16 protein-coding genes and 1 pseudogene are annotated in these 17,819 nt (G+C 60.3%); 10 read left to right on the top strand and 7 right to left on the bottom strand.

Features of this window, described 5'->3' with window-relative positions; genetic code table 11:
• Positions 1–110: 110 nt before the first annotated feature.
• On the bottom strand, positions 111–1,100 hold the full coding sequence (locus tag D2T30_RS05075; protein ID WP_128207988.1) for an alpha/beta fold hydrolase: 990 nt from the start codon (positions 1,098–1,100) through the stop codon (positions 111–113).
• Between the two features lie 112 nt (positions 1,101–1,212).
• Positions 1,213–1,392 (bottom strand): tautomerase family protein, encoded by a 180-nt coding sequence (locus D2T30_RS05070; RefSeq protein ID WP_128207987.1) that lies wholly within the window; start codon positions 1,390–1,392, stop codon positions 1,213–1,215.
• Positions 1,393–1,540: 148 nt separating this feature from the next.
• Here D2T30_RS05070 and D2T30_RS05065 point away from each other — a divergent pair, with 148 nt between their 5' ends.
• Positions 1,541–2,449, top strand: coding sequence for a LysR family transcriptional regulator (locus tag D2T30_RS05065; protein ID WP_128207986.1), 909 nt, complete (start codon positions 1,541–1,543; stop codon positions 2,447–2,449).
• Here the strand turns inward: D2T30_RS05065 and D2T30_RS05060 are convergent.
• Positions 2,446–3,396 carry a LysR family transcriptional regulator gene (locus tag D2T30_RS05060; RefSeq protein ID WP_128207985.1) on the bottom strand — a complete coding sequence of 317 codons (951 nt, stop codon included), beginning with the start codon at positions 3,394–3,396 and terminating at the stop codon, positions 2,446–2,448. The two genes, D2T30_RS05065 and D2T30_RS05060, sit on opposite strands and share 4 nt — an antisense overlap.
• A gap of 102 nt (positions 3,397–3,498) precedes the next feature.
• Here D2T30_RS05060 and D2T30_RS05055 point away from each other — a divergent pair, with 102 nt between their 5' ends.
• A complete protein-coding gene (locus D2T30_RS05055; RefSeq protein ID WP_128207984.1) occupies positions 3,499–4,131 on the top strand; it encodes an NADPH-dependent F420 reductase in 633 nt (210 codons plus the stop codon).
• 68 nt (positions 4,132–4,199) lie between these two features.
• A pseudogene (locus D2T30_RS05050) lies at positions 4,200–4,489 on the top strand (hypothetical protein); the annotation flags it as partial.
• On the opposite strand, the gene D2T30_RS05045 reads toward D2T30_RS05050, so the two are convergent.
• A complete protein-coding gene (locus D2T30_RS05045) occupies positions 4,455–4,664 on the bottom strand; it encodes a hypothetical protein (protein ID WP_128207982.1) in 210 nt (69 codons plus the stop codon). The pseudogene D2T30_RS05050 and the gene D2T30_RS05045 overlap by 35 nt on opposite strands.
• Positions 4,665–5,632: 968 nt before the next feature.
• Here D2T30_RS05045 and D2T30_RS05040 point away from each other — a divergent pair.
• Positions 5,633–8,032: a membrane-bound PQQ-dependent dehydrogenase, glucose/quinate/shikimate family gene (locus D2T30_RS05040; RefSeq protein WP_241651201.1), complete on the top strand. Its 2,400-nt coding sequence runs from the start codon at positions 5,633–5,635 to the stop codon at positions 8,030–8,032.
• Between the two features lie 355 nt (positions 8,033–8,387).
• Here the strand turns inward: D2T30_RS05040 and D2T30_RS05035 are convergent, their stop codons facing one another.
• Positions 8,388–9,284 (bottom strand): LysR family transcriptional regulator, encoded by an 897-nt coding sequence (locus D2T30_RS05035; protein ID WP_128207980.1) that lies wholly within the window; start codon positions 9,282–9,284, stop codon positions 8,388–8,390.
• A gap of 466 nt (positions 9,285–9,750) precedes the next feature.
• On the opposite strand from D2T30_RS05035, the gene D2T30_RS05030 reads away from it, so the two are divergent.
• The 3 genes from D2T30_RS05030 (at position 9,751) to D2T30_RS05020 (ending at position 11,959) form a co-directional block, all read left to right on the top strand.
• Positions 9,751–10,704: a ring-cleaving dioxygenase gene (locus tag D2T30_RS05030; protein ID WP_128207979.1), complete on the top strand. Its 954-nt coding sequence runs from the start codon at positions 9,751–9,753 to the stop codon at positions 10,702–10,704.
• Positions 10,705–10,813: 109 nt separating this feature from the next.
• A complete protein-coding gene (gene wrbA, locus D2T30_RS05025; protein WP_128207978.1) occupies positions 10,814–11,410 on the top strand; it encodes an NAD(P)H:quinone oxidoreductase type IV in 597 nt (198 codons plus the stop codon).
• A 153-nt stretch (positions 11,411–11,563) separates the two neighbouring features.
• Positions 11,564–11,959: a DoxX family protein gene (locus D2T30_RS05020; RefSeq protein WP_128207977.1), complete on the top strand. Its 396-nt coding sequence runs from the start codon at positions 11,564–11,566 to the stop codon at positions 11,957–11,959.
• Between the two features lie 237 nt (positions 11,960–12,196).
• Here the strand turns inward: D2T30_RS05020 and D2T30_RS05015 are convergent, their stop codons facing one another.
• Entirely contained in the window at positions 12,197–14,122 is a 1,926-nt protein-coding gene (locus tag D2T30_RS05015; protein ID WP_164884210.1) for an FUSC family protein, read from the bottom strand.
• Positions 14,123–14,234: 112 nt separating this feature from the next.
• Here D2T30_RS05015 and D2T30_RS05010 point away from each other — a divergent pair, with 112 nt between their 5' ends.
• A complete protein-coding gene (locus D2T30_RS05010; protein WP_128207975.1) occupies positions 14,235–14,876 on the top strand; it encodes a TetR/AcrR family transcriptional regulator in 642 nt (213 codons plus the stop codon).
• A 72-nt stretch (positions 14,877–14,948) separates the two neighbouring features.
• On the opposite strand, the gene D2T30_RS05005 is transcribed toward D2T30_RS05010, so the two are convergent.
• The gene (locus tag D2T30_RS05005) at positions 14,949–15,851 is read right to left on the bottom strand and encodes a LysR family transcriptional regulator (RefSeq protein ID WP_128207974.1); all 903 of its coding nucleotides are present in this window, start codon (positions 15,849–15,851) and stop codon (positions 14,949–14,951) included.
• Between the two features lie 149 nt (positions 15,852–16,000).
• Here D2T30_RS05005 and D2T30_RS05000 point away from each other — a divergent pair, with 149 nt between their 5' ends.
• A complete protein-coding gene (locus tag D2T30_RS05000) occupies positions 16,001–17,020 on the top strand; it encodes a TIGR03571 family LLM class oxidoreductase (RefSeq protein ID WP_128207973.1) in 1,020 nt (339 codons plus the stop codon).
• Positions 17,017–17,814, top strand: a complete 798-nt coding sequence (locus D2T30_RS04995) for a sugar phosphate isomerase/epimerase family protein (RefSeq protein WP_128207972.1) — start codon at positions 17,017–17,019, stop codon at positions 17,812–17,814. Before D2T30_RS05000 ends, D2T30_RS04995 begins: the two co-directional genes overlap by 4 nt.
• The last annotated feature ends 5 nt before the right edge of the window (positions 17,815–17,819 follow it).

Genomic DNA, 17,819 nt, shown 5'->3' with positions numbered 1-17,819 from the left:
AAGTTGCGCGAGAGCCGGAATGTGCAGATGTTGCGACACCAGTCCGCAGCCTAAAATGCCAATGCCGAGCATGTTCTTTTCCCCGATGTGTGGGACAAATCTTCATCTGCTCACTCCGCAAGGAAGGTCCGTAGATCTTCCACGAACTTCAGCGGGTTCTTGAGCATGAGGAAATGATCGCCCTCCTCGGCGGTCGTATAGCTGAAAAGGCGACCGTCGGGAGCCGTTTCGGCAATCCAGACCTGGCTCAGCAGATTGTTGCTTTGCTCACCAGAGAAGACGGCCACCGGAATGTCGAGCTTGTGCTCGATCACGTCGCGCCAGTCGTTGGTCGCATGATCGAACATCACTCTCATCGCATAGGCCATGTCGGTGTCGACCACCGCTTTGGCGAGGGCGGCGGAGTTTTGGGCGTAAGGGGAATCCATCATCTGGGAGCGTTCCACCACCTTCATGTCGACGATCTGCTGGTTGGTGGGTGCGCCTTGAAATGCCGCGATCATCCGCTCGGGTGAAGTTGTCATGCCACCGGCATTGCGGCGTTCTTCCTCGGACCAATCGGCATGGGTATAGATCGATACGGGTTCGTCGACGAAGACAGCTTTCGAGATCCGGTCTGTGCCAAAGAGGTCGATATACCCCCACAGGACCGAGGCTCCCATCGACCAACCTGCAAGTGTTGTTTTCTCCAGCCCTGCATGATCAAGGAACTCGTTCAGATCCATCGAATAGCGGGAAACCCGCGCCCCTTTCAGGGTTTTTTCCGAGAGCCCTTGGTTCCGCGGGTCTAGAACATAGACGTGATGTGTCTGCGACATCAGCCAGATCACGCTGATCAACTCGGCCCCATTGCCGCCCCAAGGCGGGATGAAGACGATCGGATCGCCGCTGCCCGCTTCCCAGTAGGTCAGCCGAACATCGTCATTGGTCGTAAAAGCATTGATCTGCAGCGCCACGAAATCCGAGAGTTTCCCGGGCATGCCTTCGATCTGATTGGGGAAGGTGAAATCGGTGCCGAGCGCCTCGACGGCAGGCTCTGCCAGAACCGGGCTCGTCAGTAGCGGCACACAGGCCAAAATGGAGAAAAGAAAACGTTTCATGGGGTCTCCTTCGAAATGCGCCGACACGGGATGCAATGCAAGGGGGGGAGCGCAGTTCAACGTGCGCCTGGCGGGGGCCCGAAATGTATCGGCGCCCCGCACTGTAGGAGCGTCAGCCGAAGAGTTTGCCGGCCCCGGCCCAATCGGATGCTTTCACGTCGTCGAAGATGACATAGATGTAGCTCGCATCGGTCTTGGTGTTGCGGACGATGCTTTCGGTGATTTCGGCGGCAACCTTCGCCTTTTCTTCAGCGGATTTGCCTTCGAACCAGCTTACGCGAACCACGGGCATGTTGTTTCCTTTCATTGTCAGAACATGGGGCGCAGACCCTCTGCGTTCCGATTGAAAGCGCGAGAAGACTTGCGTTGGCAAAAATAGTCGTATCTTTGGTTGGCATAAATACTTCCAAAGTGACTTCAGAGTGGAGCTAAACTCTACAATGGCCCAGCTCGATCACCTCGCCGGCGTCCAGGCCTTTGTCGAGGCCGCCCGTCATCTGAACTTCACCGAGGCCGCGCGCACGCTCGGCGTCACCAAGTCTGCGGTGGGCAAAAGCGTCAGTCGTCTGGAGGCGCGCCTTGGAACCCAGCTGATCCATCGCAGCACGCGTCGATTGGTCCTTACGGCGGATGGTGAGGCCTATCTTGCCGTGGCGCGTCGCGCCCTGGAGGAAATCGGCGCGGCCGAGACGTCTCTTGCGAGCGGCAATCGCGACATTGTCGGGCGTCTTCGCGTCGACGCCCCCGCAGCGTGGGGACGGGAAGTTCTGCTGCCGATCCTCTTCGGCATCACACAGGAGCATCCGGGACTTCATCTCTCGCTCTCCTTCACTGATCGCATTATCGACCCGATCGAGGAGCGCGTCGATCTTGTGATCCGCTTCGGAGAAACGCCGGATACGAGTGGGCTGATCACGCGCAAGCTCGCTGAGCAGCGCGCTCCGTTGGTGGCGGCACCCGGATATCTTGCTCGCAAGGGCGCTCCATCGACCCCGGAGGATCTGCATCATCATGACTGTATTACCGGTGTCAGGCGCGATGTGCCGACCGGGTATCGGATCGCAAGAGGTGATGGTCAGCCCGAACGCCTTCATGTCCTCGCAACTCATGAGATAGGAGATGGCTCAGCAGTGGTGGAGGCAGCGATGGCCGGACTTGGCATCGCACAGATGCCACTGTCATTGGTCGCGCGGCCGCTTGCGGAAGGCCGGCTGGTTGAAGTGCTGCCGGAATATGGCATAGCTCCGGTAGGAATATATGCGCTTTGGCCAGAGACGCGCCATCTGCTGGCCCGTATCCGCTACGTTGTAGATGTGCTTGCCAGACATGGGCAGCAGGGCACTCTCTAGTCCGTTTGAACATTCCCTGGTGGGAGCTCTGGAAACCTTGGTTCTCCGTCCGTCGTCGGTCTTTTGTGCCCAAACGCATGAACCGCGAAGTCGATAAAGCATCTCAGCTTGGGTGTGATCCGCCGATCCGGTGCGTAGAGAAGGTGCAGGGGGCGCGTCGGGACGCGATATCCGGGCAGGAGCGGGATGAGGGTTCCATCGGAAATTGCGTCGTGAACCAGCTCTTCGGGCTGAAGGATTATTCCAAGGCCAGCCAAGGCTGCACAGAGCAGGGGCTCTCCATGATCTGACATAAGATGGCTGGAGACTGTCACCTCCTCTCGTCCTTCGGGTCCGTAGAAGGCCCAGTGAGTGCGCAGTTCTGTATGTGCGAATCCGAGGCATTCATGATGTGCGAGGTCCTTTGGTTCGCGTATCGGCAATCGCCCTGTCAGATAGGCGGGCGCAGCGCAGAGCACCAGACGGTAGGGTGCGAGCGCTCGCGCGATCAGCCCACTGTCAATCAGTTCTCCTACTCGGAAGACCACGTCGAAACCTTCGTCAACGAGATCGACGGCGCGGTTGCCAAGGGTTACATCGACAGTCACATCCGGATAGGCCTTCATGAATTCGGGAAGCTTCGGGGAAAGCGTCCGCATTCCGAAGCTGACGGGGGCATTGATCCGAAGTCTGCCGCTCGGGATGGCGCGGGTTTCCGCCGCCAGCCCTTCGGCCGCCGCGACTTCGGCGAGAATAATTCTTGCCCTTTCATAGAACGAGCGTCCGAAGTCGGTCAGGCTTTGCCGCCTTGTCGTTCGATGCAGAAGCTGAACACCGAGATGCTGTTCCAGCTTCTGGACATGCTTGCCGACCAGCTGTGATGACATCTGGAGCGCGTCCGCTGCGGCGCTGAACGATCCGAGATCGACGGCCCTGACGAACACCTCCATTGCGGCGAGCCTGTCCATTGCAAACACCCTGTTTCATTTGATGAGCTGGAGTGCAGATTTATCGCACTGGCTTTCAGGTTGATAGTGCGGATGTAACCAACCGTAGAATGGAGACGGATCATGAAGATTGCGGTGATTGGGACCGGAAACATGGGAAGCGGGTTCGCGCGAGCCCTGGTGGCTGCAGGCAAAGAAGTGATTATCGGTCATCGTGATCCGGCGAAGGCCGCAGCGCTGGCGGCCGACATCGGTTCGAATGTCGAAGGGGGAGGCATCCCTGTCGCGCTGAAGGTGTCGGATATTGCCATCTTCGCACTGCCATATGACGCAACAATCGCGCACCTGAAGGAAGCCGGTGACCTGACGGGTAAGATTCTGGTGGATATCAGCAATCCAATCGCTCCGGATTACAAGGATCTGGTCCTGGGGCTGACCACCTCTGCAGCGGAGGAAATACAGAAAGCCGCGCCGACGGCGACTGTCGTGAAGGCATTCAATACCATCTTTGCTGGGCTGCTCGCTCAGGAGGCACGGCCGGGCAAGACCCTTCAGGTTTTCGTTGCCGGGGATGAGCCAAGCGCGACCGGGAAAGTCCGCGATCTCGCGGCCGCACTTGGCTTTGCACCCACGGACGCAGGACCGCTCACAAACAGTCGCTTCCTTGAGCCAATCGGCGAGATGAACATCCAGTTCGGCTATTTCCTTGGTCGCGGAACCGGGATCGCGCCCGCATGGGTTTCGGTGGCTGACTGAGGTCCTGCTCGATTCCGGATCGAAACGTGGCTGTCGGTCGTGTCAACGTATCGGCGCTGGCCGCCCGCGAGATCATGATCAGCATGGATGGCCGAGGCGCATGGCGCGACAAAGTGATCGTCGAGCGCCTCTGGCGGATCATCAAATGCGGGGAAGTCTACCTGTGGGCCTCTGCCAGCGTGTCCGAGGCAGGGACCGGCATTAGCTGCCATCTCGGCTTCTACGACAGCCGCATTCATCTCTTGACGCGAGCCCCCCGGTCAAGCCTACTTCAACCAGAAAATGCCTGAAGCAGGGGCGGCATAACCAAGGTGGAAGATCACTTAGAAAACGCCCGGAACCTGTTCGGATAAACTGAACCACCTCCGGATGCCGTAGAAGGGCGTATCCAAAAACTGCCGGTCAATCATACGCATCAGGCCGAAGTTCTGTTCCATTTCGCCCTCCGGTTCATGACAGAACGACGAGCGCAAGATCGACAGCAACCGGTACTGCGCCCTGATCGAAAGCGCGGGATGGTCCCGTTCAATCATGCCACGTCTCACTTGCCGGTCCATGGCTTAAGCTTTCGTCACTGTCCAATTTCTGGGGGGTAGCTGAATTTGCCGACATTCAATGCCGAATTTAATCACGTCAATTGAGGCAGTGTAGCAAATGAATCAGGGTGTTCTCATGTAGCTGTATCATAAGATACAGAAGCAATTTTTCGCTGAGCGCTTTACAAGAACTTGGGTCGGCACGGCGAATGATAGCGCTCTTTCACGAGCCGTTGGTGATGATGACAGCGCATATCGGCAACGTGGAGTATAAATTGCTAAAGCTCGGTTCTGACGGTGCGCGATAGCATAGGATACGAGACTGGCCGAGGCAATTGTGCCCCGCTTCTTAGCCGACAGCTGCCTTTCGCGGGGGGGGGCGCGATTCGAGCGCCCGACCCCGAGATCGTGACATGTCGATGGCCGCGTATAGTAGAAAATTCGGAACCTCTGAGTAGAGTTTTACGAGATTGACGCTGAAACTTCACAGGGATACCGAAATCTAGGACTGTATGCGGTGGCATACTGAGGCGGGTGTTGCGATCTGACTGCTCGGACGCGTGGTCAAAAAATCTCATCCCTTACCCAACATGCAGGTGTGATCGGTATGTCGGACAAGGGGACGTTTCGGATGCTTTGTGCCGCGTACCGGGATTTCGCAGATGAGACCGGATCCGCATGCATGGGCGGCGGCACCCAGGTTTGGACGACGATGGCAAGCTTGCGGAGGCTCTTGCCCAACCCGGCCGATGAAATTGGATCGGTGAGTGTCGGGACCTGGAAGATTAGGGAAAGTTCGTCCGGAGCTGGCTCGTGTGTGAGTGGAAACGAGTATGCGTGTGCGTCAGCAGCCGCAGATAATTTGTCAATGAGACTGCTCCGGGTCGTCTTGCGGCTTCGAGCATTAAAGAAGCGTATGACCAGCAAGGACGAGGACTGAAATGTCAGGATCAGGATTAAGTGGCGTGGACGGCCGTGTCGGCCAGAGTTCCCGTGCGAGGTGGACGCTCTTGGTTTTTGGAGCGCTGCTCGCTCTGGTCGGTCTCGCCCTCGCCTTGGGGGGAATTCAACTCGCCTGGTTAGGCGGTTCCTGGTATTATATTCTTGCTGGTTTGGCGCTGTTGGGTTCCGGCTTTCTTGTCGCCCTGCGGCGGTCCGAAGCGTTGTGGCTTTTCGGCGCAACCGCCTCCGCTACGATTCTCTGGGCGCTCTGGGAAGCCGGGCTGGATTTCTGGGCACTGATGCCCCGCCTTGCGCCCTTCGTGGTGATGACCCTCGTCATGGGACTGCTAGCGCCACTGCTGGTGGTGGGAATGAAGAAGCGAACCGGCTATTCGGTTTCTCTGGTCGCTGCGCTGATCCTGATCGCCGGTGGAGCATCTGTATTTGTTCCCCACGGCGTCGTCAGCGCGGCGGGCACGGCCGTCGCGCGGGCACCGGTGGATGCGCCGGAGGAATCTCGTTGGCAGTATTACGGCCGCACCCCAGATGGGACGCGCTTCGCCCCCGAAGCCCAGATCACGCCAGAGAATGTCGACAAGCTGACTGTTGCCTGGACCTTCCGCACCGGTGAGATGGCCGAACTCGGGTCTGAAAACCAGAACACTCCGATCCAGATCGGAGATACTCTCTATATCTGCACGCCGCTGAACAAGGTCTTCGCTATCGACGCGGACACCGGCGAAGAGCGCTGGAGCTACGATCCGAAGCCAGCGGACACGACCGTGTGGAACCGTTGCCGCGGCGTGGCATATTACGAACCCTCCGCCGTCGCCGATCCGCCGATCCCGGATGCCAATACGGGCGCCGTTCCGGCTATCATCGCCGCAAACGCGATCTGTGGTCGTCGTATTGTGACGACGACGATCGACGCGCGTCTGATCCAACTCGATGCCGAGACGGGCGCCTTGTGCGAAACTTTCGGGACGGGCGGAATCGTCGATCTCAAGGCTGGTATGGGCGAAATCAAGCCGGCCTGGTATCAACCCACCTCGATGCCGACTGTGGTTGGACGGCTGATCATCGTCGGCGGCTGGGTGTTCGACGGGCGTTCGGTCGATGAGCCCTCGGGCGTCGTCCGCGCGTTCAATGCCGACACCGGCGCGCTTGTCTGGGCCTGGGATCTGGGCAACCCCGAGATCACCGGACTGCCGCCGACGGGCGAGACCTATTCGCGCACCACGCCCAATGTCTGGTCTACGCCTGCTTTCGACGAGGATCTGGGCCTGGTCTTTCTGCCGACCGGGAACCAGAATCCCGACTTCTGGGGTGCGCTGCGGCCAGAGCTTTCCGAGCAATACTCGTCGGCGATCGTCGCACTCGACATCGCCACCGGCCGCGAGCGGTGGAAGTTCCAGACGGTGCATCACGACATTTGGGACTACGACGTTCCGGCCCAGCCGGCGCTCTATGACGTGCCGGATGGAAAGGGTGGCACGATCCCGGCCCTGATTCAGCTGACGAAGCGCGGCCAGATCTTCATGCTCGACCGCCGCACCGGCGAGCCGATTGCCGAAGTCGTCGAGAAGCCGGTTCCGCAGGAGCATCAGGAAGGCGACTGGGTCTCCGCCACGCAGCCCTACTCGGTCGGCATGCCCGCCATCGGGACCGAGCCGTTGACCGAGAAAAGGATGTGGGGTGCGACCTTCTTTGATCAGCTTTCCTGCCGGATCGCCTTCCGCAAGCTGCGCTACGAGGGCGAGTTCACCGCGGCCACGACGGAGGCCAGCCTGCTCTACCCCGGCTACTACGGCGGGATGAATTGGGGCAGCGCCTCGATCGACGCGGGGACGGGCTATCTGATCGTCAACGACATTCGCATGCCGCAGGTTGTCCGGTTGATCCCGCAGGCCGACCTCGCCGGGGTGAATGCGGGCCATGGCGTCGGCAGTACCTATCCTCAGGAAGGTGTCCCCTTCGGTATCACACATAGCTCGCTGGTGTCGTTCCTTGGGCTGCCGTGCAATGCGCCGCCGTGGGGCACCTTTTCGGCAATCGATCTGTCCAAGCGTGAACTGGTCTGGCAGCGGCCCGCCGGAACGGTGGAGGACACTGTGGTTGCCGGTGGCATAAAGGCCGGTCTGGCGGTCCCGCTGGGCATGCCCACATTGGGCGGCCCTATCTCCACTGGCTCTGGTCTGGTCTTCTACGCGGGCACGCAGGACTACTACCTGCGCGCACTGGATGCTGCGACGGGTGAAGAAATCTGGAAAGGCCGGCTGCCGGTTGGCGCCCAGGCCACCCCGATGACCTATGTCTCCCCGAAAAGCGGGCGCCAGTTCGTGGTCGTGTCGGCTGGCGGTGCTCGCCAATCGCCGGATCGCGGCGACTATGTGGTCGCCTACGCTTTGCCCGACGAGCAGTGATCCGAGTAATCTCCCGCAGATTATAGATAATTGAAATTGAAAGCCCGCCCCAACGGGGGCGGGTTTCTTATGCAAAGCCTCTCGGCGAACCTTGCAGCGAGCTTCCTTGCGGACTGCGCTTGTCGATCTCCACCATAGTCTGCGTGATCGTCTGGAAATTCGAGCGTGTTGCCTTCCGAAATCGAGCATACTTGCATCTCCACGACACCCTTGATCGGGAAGGTCGCTTTGAGAGAAATTCCGGTCCGGGGGGCCGGCCTCAGGCGGGCGTGTTTTCTCGGGCGCCGGCATCAGACGATACCAAATGGATCTGGCAGGGTTGTTCTCGATCTGATTCGGTTTGCATGTGATCGGCTTAATTGGAAAGATCCGCTTTTAACTGGTCAATGAATGTTCTTGTCCTTACAGGAAGGAGTCTTCGACCCGGAACTATGGCCCATATCGGAATTTCCGGTTGCTGCCATTTGTCAAGAATACCGATAAGGCGGCCTGCTTGTACATTGTCCCGCGCAAAATGGCTTGCCAAATTCACGATCCCCGCACCATTCATTGCCATATGCATGAGTACTCCTGGCGTATTTGCGGCGACTCGCCTTTCTGGTTTTCCCTTCCAATTTTGCTGATCCCAATTGAGATTCAATGTCATTGATTCGTCAAAGCGTTGAGTCAGATGTAGGATGGCGTGTGTTGCGAGGTCATCCGGGTGTCTCGGCAGACCGTACTCATTGAGGTAGCTCGGTGAGGCATAGAGGCCCATGTGAAATGTGCCCACTCTTCTCGCGATAAGTGTTGCGTCATCCGGAAGACTGCCGATTCGTATCGCGAGGTCGAAATTCTCCGCAACGAGGTCAACGCGGCGCCGGGAGACGTCGATATCGAGTGTAATCTTGGGGTATGCGACCGCGAAGCGCGTCAGCAGCGAGCCGAGTATGTCGCTCGTAAAGTCTGTCGGAATCGAAATGCGGAGCCGACCGCATGGCTCCGGGCTGCGGCCTTGAATAAGCTCTTCGGCGGCTTCGACTTCGGCGGTGATTTGCCGGGCGTGTGTCAGTGCGCCTTTGCCGAATTCGGTCAACGTTATTTTTCTGGTCGTGCGGTGGAGAAGTTTTTCTCCTAGTTGCGCTTCCAGCAGCATTATTCGCCGTGAGATCGTTGAGTGAGGTATGCCAGTGCGATCCGCAGCTCCTTTGAAACTGCCCTGCTCCACGATGTAGGCAAACATCATGAGGTCGTTGGGGTCGATTCTGTCCATGGCTCTGCCTTCGAAATTGCATGAGCGACGCTACGCGTAGCGCGCTCGTCGCTACATTGTCTCATGTATGGGATAGTCAAACCCAGAGCGCTATCTTTATGTTGCCTTCGGAACGGCTATCTTGTGGCCACATGCTGCGAACGGTCGTGTCTATGAGTGGAGAGCGCTGTTACTCGATATCGGAACGGTGAAATGCTTGTCATCGCGCCCGGCGAGCGGCGACCAAGAGAACGGCCTGAAGAGCGGTTGCCGACGCAAGCGGGGACAACTCCGCTTCGGTGGCGCGTGGACAGGGCGGCCAAGGCGACGGAAAGCAAGGCATCAAGTTAAGTCGGCTCTGAGCGGGAGCCGGAGAGCCAGCGCCCTTCGCGAAGTGAGGCGGGGTGAGAGACCCGTTCCAGGTTTTTCCGAGCAGCGGGAAATGGGAGCGGGACACGGACTTTTGTTTGGCCATAGGAGGGCTTGCATGTCTCTTGCTTTGACAGGGTTCCATCATCTGACGGCGATTACGGCGGATGCGTCGGGGAACCGGGCATTTTACAGCGGCACGCTTGGTCTTCGGCTGGTGAAGAAGACGGTGAACCAGGACGACACCAGCGCGTATCATCTGTTCTACGCGGATGGCGCCGCGACGCCGGGAACGGATCTGACCTTCTTCGACTGGCCGCTGGAGAGGGAAGAGCGGGGAACTCACAGCGTTTCCAGGACCGGGCTTCGGGTGTCCGGGCAGGATGCGCTGATCTGGTGGCAAGCGCGGTTCGATGATCTGCGGGTCCAGAGGGGCGATCTGGTTGAGGTCGATGGCCGCCTTTCGCTGGATTTCGAGGATCCGGAAGGGCAGCGGTTCCGGCTGGTCGATGACGGTGGCGGCGCGCCGGCACATCCCTGGCTGGAAGGCCCTGTAACGGCAGGATTTCAGATCAAGGGGCTGGGTCCGATCACGATGAGCGTTCCGGATCTCGCCGGCACTCAATCGGTTCTGGAAGACGTGATGAACATGGGCCGGATCCGGAGCTACCCGTCACCGGACGGGATCGGCGATGTGCATGTGTTCAGCATGGGGGACGGCGGGCTGGCGGCCGAGCTTCATGTTGCGGTGCAGCCCGGCCTGCCTGCGACCAAACGCGGGGCAGGGGCCGTCCACCACGTCGCGTTTCGAACGCCGGACCCGGATCATCTGACAGAATGGGCCGAGAAGCTGAGCGGGCGCGGCATGCGGTCTTCGGGGGAGGTGGAGCGGTTCTACTTCCGGTCTCTCTATTTCCGGGAACCGAACGGGGTCCTGTTCGAGATCGCAACCGATGGTCCGGGCTTCACGGTGGACGAACCGCTTGAGGTCCTGGGGGAAACCCTGTCGCTGCCGCCGTTCCTCGAAGCAAGGCGTGCCGAGATCGAGGCGAAGCTGAAGCCGCTGAACTGAACGAAACCACGAGAGACGAAGCATGCTGTCCGGACTCATCAGACGACTTTTCCACGGTGCGGCAAGTGCTGCGCCTTCGACCCCCACCATCAACAAGGAGACAGTGAAAATGACCAAGGTTCTGGTTCTCTACTATTCTTCATATGGGCATATCGAAACGATGGCCTATGCCATGGCCGAGGGCGCGAAATCGGCCGGTGCCGAAGTGACCGTCAAGCGTGTGCCTGAGCTGGTGCCGGAAGAGGTGGCCAAAGCGTCCCACTTCAAGCTCGATCAGGCGGCTCCGATTGCGACGGTCGACGAACTGGTGGAATACGACGCGATCATCGTCGGTGCGGGCACGCGGTTTGGCACGGTGGCGGCGCAGATGCGCAATTTCTGGGATCAGACGGGTGGACTGTGGTTCACCGGCAAGCTGGTCGGCAAGGTCGGTGCGGTCTTCACGTCATCGGCCACGCAGCATGGCGGCCAGGAATCTACTCTGATCGGCTTTATTCCCACCTTCCTGCATCACGGCATGATCGTGGCCGGCCTGCCTTACGCCTTCCAGGGGCAGATGGGCGTCGATGCGGTCAAGGGCGGCTCGCCCTATGGGGCCACAACACTCACCGATGGCGACGGCTCGCGGCAGCCTTCTGAAGTTGAGCTGGAAGGCGCGAGGTTCCAGGGCGCCTATATCGCCAAAATCGCTGCAAAGCAGGCCTGAGCCGGACATGACAACAAGACCGGATGTTTCGCTCGGAGCAGCCGCCTAAATCTGACGCCGTAAATATGCGGCGAGCTAATCCGGCAAGAAGGAGCACCTCCTAGATGAGGGGCATCTGCGCGATCTTGATCGGTATCATCATTGGAGAAAAAAGTGAAACAAAACATCAAATCCGCGCAGCCGTATGTTCTGAGCCTGCTGCGCATCGTATTCGGCCTCGTTATATTTTCCTTTGGCCTGGCGAAGATTTTCCACTTTCACGCCGGGCAGTTTACGCCGCCGGCGTATTCCCTCGTGTGGGTTGCAGGGCTTTTTGAGCTGATTGGTGGTTTCCTGTTCATGATAGGGTATCAGACGAGGGCGGTCTCTTTTGTCATGAGCGGGCTTATGGCTTCGGCATACTTCATCGCCCATTTGCCGCAGAGCTTCTTCCCGACCGAAAATGGTGGGTACGCCGCAATCGTATTCTCGTTTCTGTTCCTGTATTTCGTGACCTCGGGGCCGGGACCGGTCAGCGTCGATGCAAAGCTCGGAAACAACGCCGACTGACACGCTAAAGCGGGACTTCTGGTCTGGCTATGGGGAGCATGGGCGCGGGAGTTCTTCTCCGGCGCCCTATTACGGTTTCACCTCAGTTGCGTCTGCCGTCTGGCGCATGCCCGCTGGATGGGAATCAGACCTGGGGCGATCCTTACGAAAACTGCACTGGTCACGATCAGGACCATCATCCTCAGGGCCTGCCGCCCGGTGGGGCGATGTCGAAGCCTTGTCGCTCCGCGGGGGTCTTCACGCGGCGGCGCTTGTAAAAGCCCTCGGATGGTCGATGAGTTCGCGCGCCATCAGATGCGCTAGCCGAATGGTAGAGGTCGTTTTCTCTGGCAGACCATCTTGGCTTGATCCGAGAATTTCGCGACCACAGCCGGCAGGATCTTCTATCGGGTTTGCCAGCCTGCGCAGGCAATCCCTTGCAATGCCGCCCACATCGGCGGCGGGCGCCTCCTGATGCACGATCTGCCCAAGCCGCATCGCGATATGGCCCAGGGACAGCGCGGCAATTGCATCGCCGATGACCGCCGTGTCCGCTCGGGCACGCATTACCATTTCCAGGACTAAATGACGTAGCCGCGACAGATGGCGCTCAGCCCAGGGGGTGCCAGCGCGCAGGCTGACGAACGCGATCTCGCGTCTGATCGAAGTTTCGATGTGGCGGCGGCGGCGATCGACATCCATGGGCAGGATCCATCGATAGAAGAAATCGCTGATTACCACACCTACGATCAGCATGGCGGCGCCAGATACGACAGTCTGCGGCGAGGACGGCAACATGTCCACCGGACGCGCCATGACGGCAAAGAACATGTTGAAAGTCAGCCCGGCGAAAACCGTTGCCCGGCCTGCCTGCAGCAGGGAGGCAACGCAGAACAGCGGGAGCGCAAGCAGCAGCGAGAGCCACGAAAGCTCTGCAAAGGGGACAATATCCAGCCGCCATGCGACGGCCGCCAGTGCCGCGACCGTGCCGCCGATCAAACCCTGGCGGACGAGGGGCAAGGGCTGATCCAGCGTTGCGAATAGCACGGTGAAAATTGAGGCGCCGAGCACCAGGAAGCGCCCCGCCTCCCATCCCGTCACGATCCAGATAAGGGCAGATGTTGCAATCGCGAGAAAGCCGCGCGCCATTGCGCGCTTGAGCCCGGTCAAATCCGGTTGCGGCCGCATGCGTGAGGTGGCGACAATGAGCGAGGGATCGGCGAGTGCTCTATGGCTTTGGGCAACCTCCCGCAATTCGGCCGCGAAGGTGCCCAGGATTGCCTTCAGTTCGGTATGCGCGGCTGCGGTCCGCTCGACTACACCGAGGGCGCGCAGTGGGGCGAGTTCACCGGTTTGCTCCAGAACATCTGCCGCACGCTCCAGTTCGGCGCGTAGCGCCGGCAGGTCCGCCTGTTCGGTGAAGGATCGGCTTTCCGATGCTTTGCGGATCATCCTGGCCACCACGATCAGATCCAGCAGCGATGCGAACATTGTGTTGAGCGGCCGCAGGCGGCGGCGGGCCCTGAACGATCCGGCGGCCGCATCCTCGGCGCCAGCCGAGATAGCGGCCAGGGCCGAAAGAAAGGCGCTTTCCCGTGCTATCAGGTCGGTCTGATGCTCCTGCAGCGCCATGCCGACCAGGCGAAGACCATTGGCCAACACATTCGCCGAGCGCGCCGACAGGCTCTGGCTCCGCGCGCGGGGCTGCAGCAGGAATCCCACGGCCAGCGATGCGCCGATCCCGATCAGGGTGTCGGCGATGCGGGCGCCGGCAAAGTTCAGCGGTGAGATTCCGGTTCCGGTCGTCAGGGTTACGACGACGCTGGCGGTCAGCCCCGCCAGCGCGGCCCCATAGGCGCGCTGATGTCGCATGGCGTTCGCCAGGCCGCAGCAGAACGCAAGCCAAAGCGCGAGGCCTGTCAGTTCAAGATACGGGTTCCCCGCAAACGCGATGGCCACCCCGGCGCCCGCGCCCAGAAGGGTTCCGACGAACTGGGCAACGCTGCGCTCCAAGAGCAGCCCGCGCGGTGGCTGGCCGATCATCCATGTCGCCATCGCGGCCCACCAAGGGTTCTCCAGGCCAAGCCCGGTGGCCACAACCATCGCGATCATCGCGGCCAGAGTCAGTCGAAGGGCGGTTGCCCGGACAAGCGGATCACGCAAAGCGCCGTTCAGGTTTTTCATCGGAGCGTTCCGAAAGGCTGTCCATCCTGTCAAGAAGACCGGACGGGAAGGTTGCCGAAACAAGCAGACCCGTCTATTTTCAGAACCGGCTGGTAAAGTAAATAGGATCTGCATGACCGCGAAGCCAGAAAACCCCTCCGGCCGTGGCCGGGGAAGGCCGCGAGACGCAGGCTTGCGCGAACGGATATTGGAAGCCGCCGAGGCCGAGTTCCTGGACGAAGGGCTGGATGGGGCGCGTATGGAACGCATCGCCCTGCGCGCGGGCACATCGAAGATGGCGCTCTATCAACACTTCGCCTCAAAGATGGTGCTGTTCCATGAGGTTCGGAACAATCTGCTGATCAGCCACTTGCCTCGGGTGGGGCAGCTTTCTCTGGATGCCGACCCCCGGGAAGTACTCGTCGAGATCGCGAGGCACTATCTCAAAGCGATCACCGCACCCGCCACGATTCAGCAGCTGCATCTGCTGTGCCAGCCGCGTGCGAAAGATGTCCGTGCTGCGGCAGCGTTCTTCGACAGCGGGCCGCAGGCTGCGGTTCTCCAGGTTGAAATGCTTCTGCGGCGGTACTGCGACCAGGATTTGTTCGCCATTCCCTCGCCGAGAATGGCCGCGGAGCAATTTCTCGCCATGGTCCGCGGAAATGAACACATGAGGGCGTTTCTGGATCTGCAACCCGGCAGGGATGCGCAGGCGCTGGACATCTATCTGGCCTCTTGCGCCGATCTGTTCGTGCGCGCTTTTCGCTCCGGCTAATGCCACATGGCCGGGGTGCGCGACAGGCGTTGCCTGCGTCCGCTCGTTCGCAGCGCAACCAAGGGTATCCGTTCAACCCCGCAGCGTTCCGGCCGCACCGAGACGTGACGCCATGAAGTCGATGAATGCTTTGATCTTCGGCGCGGTGTGGCGGCTGGAAGGCCACAGGATGCAAAAATCGCGCTGATCCTGCACATATGTGTCCAACACCAGGGTCAGCCGACCTGCCGCGATGGCATCTGACACGATGAAATCGGGCAGCAGCGCTATGCCCAGGCCCGCTTGCGCCAAACCCAACAGCGAATCCATGGTATTGGTGACGGACGATTGGGGTGGGTCTATGTTCAGCGGGCGACCGCGCGTATGCAATGGCCAGGGGGCGAGTTTGCCGGTGGTCGGATATCGATACCGCAAGCAGGCATGATCCATCAGCTCTGCCGGTCGATGTGGGGTGCCGTGGTGCGCCAGATAGGCGGGCGCTGCCACAAGCCGGTGACGATAGCCGTCCAGCCTGCGCATGGTCAGTCGGGAATCATTGAGTTCGCCGATGCGCATGACCGCATCGAAGCCCTCTTCGATGAGATTGACGATCCTGTCGCTGAAATCCAGTTCCAGTTCGATTTCGGGAAATTGCTGCTGGAACGCGATCAGATGCGGCATGAGGTAGATGCCGAGCTGCGGCAGCCCGACACGCATTTTCCCCTGCGGCTTACTCGAAGCGTGGGTCAGCTCTCTTTTCGCCTCGTCGTACTCGGCAAAGATGCGATAGCACCGATCGAGGAACTGGCCGCCTTCGGCCGTCAGCGTGATGGCACGTGTCGAGCGGTGGAACAGCCGCGCACCCAGTTCCTCCTCAAGCCTCGCCACTGCTTTTCCGACCGCTGAAGGCGATATGCCCAGCCGGTGTCCGGCTTCCGTGAAGCTGCGGGTTTCCGCCGAATGCACGAATGCCTCGAGTGCTCCGAAAGAGTTCATGGTGATCCCATTTCAGCGATTAATTCCGATATGTTCGGAACAGTGGACCATTTTTCTATAGCCGGGCGCGCGTTATATCCAGAGCGCATGACATCTAGGAAGATGATGCGTGACCGACGCGGCGCGTATCAATCGGAAGTGGGACCGCAATGACATCAACTGCTGCATGGGGCGCTCCTCCCCCCGAGCTCGCCACACATCGGGGCTATGCGCGCGTTTTCCAGCCGGGGCATCTCACGTTCGGCTTCATCGCGCCGCTCGAAAGCTATCCCGACAGCGTGGGCCCGACTTTGGAAGGTCATGCCGCCATGGCGAGAATGGTCGACGATGCCGGTTTTTCCGCGATCTGGCTGCGTGACGTGCCATTCTACGACCCGAATTTCGGTGATATCGGTCAGGTTCTCGATCCTCTGGTCTATGCGGGCTATCTGGCGGCAATCACCCGAAGGATTTCGATCGGCACCGCCGGTATCGTGCTGCCGCTACGCGATCCGCTGATCGTCGCCAAGCAGGCCGCGACGATCGATCAGTTGCTGGGCGGTCGTTTCCTGCTTGGACTGGCGACCGGTGACCGTGCGGTGGAATATCCGGCCTTCGGGATCGACTATGACACCCGCTCGGCCCGCTTCCGCGATGCGCTCGCCATGATCCGGGCCGCGACCGAGCAGGAATGGCCGGTGCATGCCTCGCATTTCTACGGCACCCTGAACGGCGGGCTCGATCTTGTGCCGAAACCGGCCGCGCCGCGCCTTCCGACCATCATCATCGGCCATGCCGGTCAGACGCTGGACTGGACCGCGCAGAATTCCGACGGGATCCTGTCCTATATCGCCAATCCGGCGCATATTCCGGCCATCATCGCGCAATGGCGCGCTGCCAGCCCGGCGACCGTGTTCAAGCCCTATGGATACGGAACGCTGTTCGATCTCGACCGTGACCCCGACATGCCGGTACAACCCGGCCGCATCCTGCGCGGCGGTCGCAACGCGCTGCGCGAGCTATGGCTGAGACAGCAGGAGATGGGCGTCTCGCATGTCGGCCTGCACTTCAAACCGCAGCGGAGACCGGCGTCGGAAGTCATCGATGAGCTTGGCACCTATCTGCTGCCTTTGTTCACCAGCCACGAGCCCGAAGACACCAGGGCAGACGCCGTCGGAGACCGCGCATGACCCTGCCACTGCACCACATGGATTTCGTCTTCCAGACAAAGCTCGGGACCTATCCGCTGACTGCGCAATGCGAGATGCTGGCCGAACTAGGCTATCAGGGTTTCACCGTTTCGGCCTGGAGCAAGGAACTGGATGCCCTGCCTTCGGTGAAGCCGCGATGGGGGCTGGATGTCGGAGCGATCTACCTGATCTACCGCCGGGGGCTCGAAGATTTCGTTGCCGGCATCTTCGAAACCATCGAAGGCTGCACACGGATCGAACTGGCGCTGCATTCCGGGGACAAGGTCACGGATGCCGACCTCAGGATGATCGAGCGGCTGCTGCCGATCTGCGAACGCCGGGGCATCGACATCGCGCTCTATCCGCATGGGCGCTACGGGATGCAGACGACCGCCGAGGCCGTCGCGCTGTGCCAGCGGTTCGATCACCCGGCCCTCGGAATCGTCTTCAATGGCTATCACTGGTATGCGATGCAGGAAGGATCGCTGGAGGCGCGCCTCGATGCGCTCTGGCCATGGTTGCGACAGGTCAATCTTGCCGGATGCCGAATGTCGCCCCTGGGCTGGGGCGGCCTTGCCACCATCGAGCCGCTTGACGAGGGAGAGATGGACAATTTCGTGCTGCTCGGCGCGCTCGACCGCCGGGGGTTCAAGGGCCGCTGCGGTGTCTTGGGCTGGGAAAGCATGGGCGGCGATGTCTATGGCAACCTGCAACGGTCGATGAGCGCATTCCGCTCGATGGAGGCACGGCTGTCCGCGCATCCGGGCTGGGCGGTCATGACCCAGCTGACGTGACAGAA

The sequence above is a fragment of the Paenirhodobacter populi genome, from assembly GCF_004022215.1.
In the GTDB taxonomy this organism is placed as follows: Bacteria; Pseudomonadota; Alphaproteobacteria; order Rhodobacterales; family Rhodobacteraceae; genus Rhodobacter; species Rhodobacter populi.
The sequence above is the reverse complement of the archived record's forward strand: the minus strand, read 5'-3'. Positions and strand labels throughout refer to the sequence as shown.